The 4750-nt window shown below is 62.2% G+C and carries 8 protein-coding genes; 6 read left to right on the forward strand and 2 right to left on the reverse strand.

Annotated features, from left to right (window positions below):
• The first annotated feature begins 494 nt into the window (after positions 1 to 494).
• Positions 495 to 743 (forward strand): hypothetical protein, encoded by a 249-nt coding sequence (locus ACH2EI_RS03650; protein ID WP_395159152.1) that lies wholly within the window; start codon positions 495 to 497, stop codon positions 741 to 743.
• 3 nt (positions 744 to 746) lie between these two features.
• Positions 747 to 1127 carry a hypothetical protein gene (locus ACH2EI_RS03655; protein WP_395159154.1) on the forward strand — a complete coding sequence of 127 codons (381 nt, stop codon included), beginning with the start codon at positions 747 to 749 and terminating at the stop codon, positions 1125 to 1127.
• A 104-nt stretch (positions 1128 to 1231) separates the two neighbouring features.
• Here ACH2EI_RS03655 and ACH2EI_RS03660 read toward each other — a convergent pair whose 3' ends face one another.
• Positions 1232 to 1642, reverse strand: a complete 411-nt coding sequence (locus ACH2EI_RS03660) for a type II toxin-antitoxin system VapC family toxin (RefSeq protein ID WP_395159164.1) — start codon at positions 1640 to 1642, stop codon at positions 1232 to 1234.
• Positions 1633 to 1866: a CopG family transcriptional regulator gene (locus tag ACH2EI_RS03665; RefSeq protein ID WP_395159156.1), complete on the reverse strand. Its 234-nt coding sequence runs from the start codon at positions 1864 to 1866 to the stop codon at positions 1633 to 1635. Before ACH2EI_RS03665 ends, ACH2EI_RS03660 begins: the two co-directional genes overlap by 10 nt.
• A gap of 201 nt (positions 1867 to 2067) precedes the next feature.
• Between ACH2EI_RS03665 and ACH2EI_RS03670 the strand changes: the two genes are divergently transcribed.
• The 4 genes from ACH2EI_RS03670 to ACH2EI_RS03685 all read left to right on the forward strand — a co-directional run bounded on the left by ACH2EI_RS03670 (position 2068) and on the right by ACH2EI_RS03685 (position 4656).
• A complete protein-coding gene (locus ACH2EI_RS03670; protein WP_395159158.1) occupies positions 2068 to 2580 on the forward strand; it encodes a GNAT family N-acetyltransferase in 513 nt (170 codons plus the stop codon).
• Between the two features lie 229 nt (positions 2581 to 2809).
• Entirely contained in the window at positions 2810 to 3838 is a 1029-nt protein-coding gene (locus ACH2EI_RS03675) for a hypothetical protein (protein ID WP_395154982.1), read from the forward strand.
• Between the two features lie 234 nt (positions 3839 to 4072).
• Positions 4073 to 4276: a hypothetical protein gene (locus ACH2EI_RS03680; protein WP_395159160.1), complete on the forward strand. Its 204-nt coding sequence runs from the start codon at positions 4073 to 4075 to the stop codon at positions 4274 to 4276.
• The gene (locus tag ACH2EI_RS03685) at positions 4273 to 4656 is read left to right on the forward strand and encodes a type II toxin-antitoxin system death-on-curing family toxin (RefSeq protein WP_395159162.1); all 384 of its coding nucleotides are present in this window, start codon (positions 4273 to 4275) and stop codon (positions 4654 to 4656) included. The genes ACH2EI_RS03680 and ACH2EI_RS03685 overlap by 4 nt, the downstream gene beginning before the upstream one ends.
• Positions 4657 to 4750 lie beyond the last annotated feature (94 nt).

Genomic DNA, 4750 nt, shown 5'->3' on the forward strand with positions numbered 1-4750 from the left:
GCGTTCGTTACTCGGCTGGCCGTGCGGCGTTGAGTGTCGCGCTTCGAGTTCCCCATGAGCGCCTTCGTCGAGCGGAGGACGTTCGGAAACTGGCTGGCGTTCTTTCGGTGGACGGACAACCGTGCGATCATGAAGTCGTGAGATTTCGACGAGTGGCTCGGCTGATTCGGAACGTCATTCACACCCGAACGTATGGATACTCAGAGGATGAGGAGTACGGCTCCGGGGTTCGCTCTTCCGAACCGCTGGCGACTCCGGAACTTGTGCTGGACACTGAGGTCCCTGATCAAGACGGCGTTCGCGGTGTCGACCTGAATCAGGACCTCAAATCACCTTCGTAGTCGGACCTGACGTGTCGCCATGGAGTCCGCCGCCTCGCACGTTTCTGAGCGGCCCGAGCGATCGCAAGTGCCGATATGCGACGGTCTGGTTGCCTCAGTCGACTCGCTGATATGCGCTACGCGCGCTCGGGTGACGTGTGTATAGTTAGGCGTATGCCACGAGTACAGGTGTACCTGCCCGACGACCTCCACGAACAACTGAAGGAGCGCGACCTCCCGGCCTCCGAGCTACTCCAGGTAGCGCTTCGTGCCGAACTGGAACGTCAAGACGCGCTCGCTGAAGCGGACCGATATCTCGACGAACTCGCCGCCGAAGTTGGCGAGCCCAGCCAGCGCCAGCAGACCACTGCCGAGGCAATCGCACGACGGATCCGGGATCGGTCACTCGACCGAGTCGGTTGACCGGTGCTGGTTCTTGACAGCGGCGGATTGTCGCGCCTCTCGGCACGCACCAAGACCGCTCTGTCGCTCATTCGGGCGTTCAAGGCACAGGAACTGTGGCCGCCAGTCGTACCGACGATGGTTCTCGTCGAATCCCTGTATGGCGATCCGCGACGCGACGCCAACACCCACCGATTCTTGAAGATGTGCATCATCGACGCTTCGGTGAGTGAGTCGACCGCACGGCGAGCAGCCGAGCTGCGGCGACGAGCCCGATCCGGTTCTGCTGTGGGTGCTCTCGTCGTCGCTCTCGCCGAGCCGGGCGGAACAGTGGTCACTGGTGATCGCGCTGACATCGAAGCTCTCGCGGCACACGCCAACAGAGTCGCTGTAGCGGTCGTCTGACCGGCGGCCGTTCTGGAGCGGGTGGTCGATCGCGTACGTGTAGATAGCGGACGGTCTGGACCCGCTGCAGGCCGCACATTATGGAGTGGTTTGATCGCTTCGTTTCAAGGGACCAGGTTCAGGATGCCGATGCTGGATTGAACGACGGTGAAGTGGCGTCGATCGAGTGTTGCGATGTCGTTGGTGCCGAGCCGCTCGGCAGCCGCGATCACGGACGCATCAACCGTGCCGAGTGGAAGATCGCCATACTGCGCCACGAGTTCGGCGATGCGCAGCCAGTCTGATGCGGCAACTGGTTCGACGATGAGGTTGCCTGCGGCCAGATCCCCCAAGAACCTCACCTCTGGATCAACGCCGAGTCGGGTGCCCAGGAGATAGGCCACTTCAGTGATGACGAGGGTGGGGACGATCAGGGGCCCGGGGTGTGTTTCGAGCAGGTCGAGGCTTGCGGCATGGTGGCGGTCGTCGCGGTCGACGTACGCGTAGAGCGGGCCGGCGTCGATGATCAGTGCGATGAGCCGACCTCGCTGGCGAGGATTTCTTCGATGCGTTCGGAGATGTCGGTGCGTCCGCTTGCGCCGGCGCCTGCAGCGAGGAGGCGACGTTTGCCTTGCGGTGCGACAAGAAGCGTTTCGATGGCTTCTCTGGTCAGTTCGGACACGGTGATCCCGCGCCGCTTGGCTTCGTGTCGCAGTCGAGCGTCGAGGTCGTCGGGGAGCTTGACTGTTGTCCTCTGCATGTATGCCAGCATACTCCACTTGCGGTGCCCGTCCGATCACGTTCTCGCGCACCCAACCGAGCGCCGACGTGTAGATACGAGCGGCTACGCCAGCTGGCCGAGGCCGTTGATATGGGTGGATCAACGACTGTCGTGTGCCGTCATCGTTGCAGTGGCTTCGTTGGGGCTGTGGCTCTCGGTTTGGCATGCGAGTGTGTTGAAGTGGAAGTCGACCGTGTAGATGAGGTGCCGACTGTTCGCGTGGCATTGGAGCCGCTCAGCGTTGAACATGCCGATGAAATGTGGGCGGTGCTCGCGGATCCTGCGCTGTACCGCTTCACGGGAGGCGACCCGCCAAGCCGCGAAGCGCTCGCCGAGCGCTACCGGGCACAGGTTGCTGGATCGGGACAGTCCGGGGAGCAGTGGCATAACTGGATTGTTCGACGCACTGACAGTAAAGAGTCGATCGGCTTTGTTCAAGCAACGGTCATCGATGGAGCAGCGGACCTTGCCTGGCTCGTCGGTGTCGCTCATCAGTCACGCGGTTTGGCCGTTGAAGCAGTCCTTGCAATGGTTGACGAGCTTGTGGCTTCAGGTGTTTCTCGCGTCACCGCCCACATCCATCGAGAACACTCGCGTTCGCAGCGCGTGGCCTCAGCGATCGGCTTGGAACGCACCGGCGCGGTTGACGACGACGGCGAAGAAATCTGGGGCGATTCCACTGCCGGCAACTGACGCTCGTCAGGCACCGCGCACGTTATAGGGGTCCTCTCCGAGCGGATACGTGCCTGCTATGCGCTACTTCGGCCGACCGGAGTGGCTGTCGTTATGAGTGGCTTCGAAGCCGGCTTGACGAGACAACTCGTGGTTGACTCCGCCGTCGAGAAGCGGCGTGAACATCGACGGAAGAGATTGCTGGACGCGGGAACCTGTCCCTGGGGTCAGGCGTCTAACGTCAATGGTCGTGCAGAGATGGATGTTTGCCTGTGTCGTGCTGTTGGCAGGCTGCGGCAGTGCCACGACAGGTGAGCCCGCCGATACGGTCGTTCAAGCAGCTACGACAGCGCCGGCAATCAACGAGGCTGTTTGCAGCCAGAGTGTTCCTCCGGATTTCGACTTCGATGCTGACCCGGATGCGATGCTCGCCGAAGCCACCCGACTCGAGCCGATGCTCGGACAAGTCCTTGCTTACGGATCAGAACGGCCTGACGAGTTCAGCGGCTACCGACTCGAATGGATTGGACCAAATGATGCCTCTGTGGTGATCACGATGACCAGCGACCGCGAACGACACGTCGAAGCACTCGAACAAGTCGTTGAGTATCCCGATGAACTGATTGTCTGCGTTGGTCCGGTGTCAGGCGTCGACGCCCAAGAGTTACTCGACGAACTCGATGCTGAGCTGCGCAGCCGCGCAGCGAGCTGGGGCAAGAACACTGCCGGTCAGGTCGAGATCGGCTTGTTCGCTGACGACGAAGCCTTCGCTCAAGAACTCACTGATCGGTACGGGGACCGAGTCAAGTTGCAGGTCGGTTCGTTCGCATTTCCCATGCCCGACCCGCTCCCCAACTCGCGGTGTGAATCGCTCGACAACACCAGCGAACAACCCGGCCTCACGATCGAGGTGACCACACCCGGGCGAGCCCTCGGTCGAAGCGGAGGCGACGTACGCAGCATCTCGCTCGAAGCCGTCCTGACCAACACCAGTGATCAGCTCATCGAGTTCTCTTCAGGCGCAGCGATCGGGTATCTCCTCGACGCGAGCAGCACCGTTGTTGCCGACTCGGGCCAAGTCGAAATCCCCGCTGTCGGGATCCCCGTTCGGATTGAACCAGGCGAGTCCGCTGTGCTTCCCGTGGTCGTGAGCACTTCCAGCTGCAACCCGGCCGACGGCTACGTCGTTCCCGCCGGTGACTACAACCTGGTCGCAACCGTGTACCGAGGCCCCGACCAACAGCTCCTCAGCACCCCACTCCCAGTCGAAGTCAGCTGATCTCTGCGGGCCCCACCAGACGCTGACCGTCGAAGGGCTTGCCCGACAGCCGACGCTCCTCAGCGGCCGTCGACCGTTGACCGTTGACCCCGGCGAGCGTTATCGCGCACCTGAACACTCGCGTACGTGCCGTTCCTGCGTGGCTCTCGCGTGTGGGTGTCGTCACCGATATGCGGAGCTCACGGTCGTGTCTCACCCATCGCCGAGATGGTGTCGAAGTGATACCATCAGTTCATGGCGATGACTCTGAGGCTCACTGACACGGAACAGGAAGCTCTGCGAGCGCGTGCCGACGTCGAGGGAATCTCCATGCAAGAAGCCGCACGGCGCGCCGTTCGAGAGTTCGTCAGCCGCAGCGAACACCGAGACCGCGTCGCTCAGTCCGCCAATCTGATTCTCGAGACACACAGCGACGCCCTGCGTCGGCTCGGCGAGTGACCGAACCGGTCGAGTTCCTCGACCTCGATGACGTCGTCGGCCTCGCCATTGCACTGTTCGGTGACCCCGCACCGATTCGTGAGATCGGTCTGCTCGGCTCAGCCGTCGCCCGTCCGCGAACCACAGCGTTCGGTGAGGACGCCTACCCGGACATCTGGACCAAAGCCGCAGCGCTGCTCCATTCGATCGTGAAGAACCATGCGCTCGTCGACGGCAACAAACGTCTGGGCTGGTTGTCGACCGCTGTCTTCTTGGAGATCAACGGAGTCGAGATCTCCAAAGCCAGCAACGACGACGTCTACGACCTCGTCATCGACGTTGCCGCGAGCGACCCGACGATCGAAACGATCGCTGAACGGCTCCGTCGACTCGCCGAGTAGACCCGACAACTCCCACCTCGAGGTCAGCGGGCCAGCAGTACTGAGAACCGCTCGATATCCACGCCATCACACCGCCACTCGGGCCGCCCAGAAC

Origin of the sequence: Ilumatobacter sp., from assembly GCF_041688325.1 — a bacterium.
In the GTDB taxonomy this organism is placed as follows: Bacteria; Actinomycetota; Acidimicrobiia; order Acidimicrobiales; family Ilumatobacteraceae; genus Ilumatobacter_A.

Excerpts from the sequence above, each read along its gene's own strand:
- ACH2EI_RS03650 (WP_395159152.1), top strand. The coding sequence starts at position 495 with ATGCCACGAGTACAGGTGTACCTGCCCGACGACCTCCACGAACAACTG.
- ACH2EI_RS03680 (WP_395159160.1), top strand. The coding sequence starts at position 4,073 with ATGGCGATGACTCTGAGGCTCACTGACACGGAACAGGAAGCTCTGCGA.
- ACH2EI_RS03665 (WP_395159156.1), bottom strand. The coding sequence starts at position 1,866 with ATGCAGAGGACAACAGTCAAGCTCCCCGACGACCTCGACGCTCGACTG.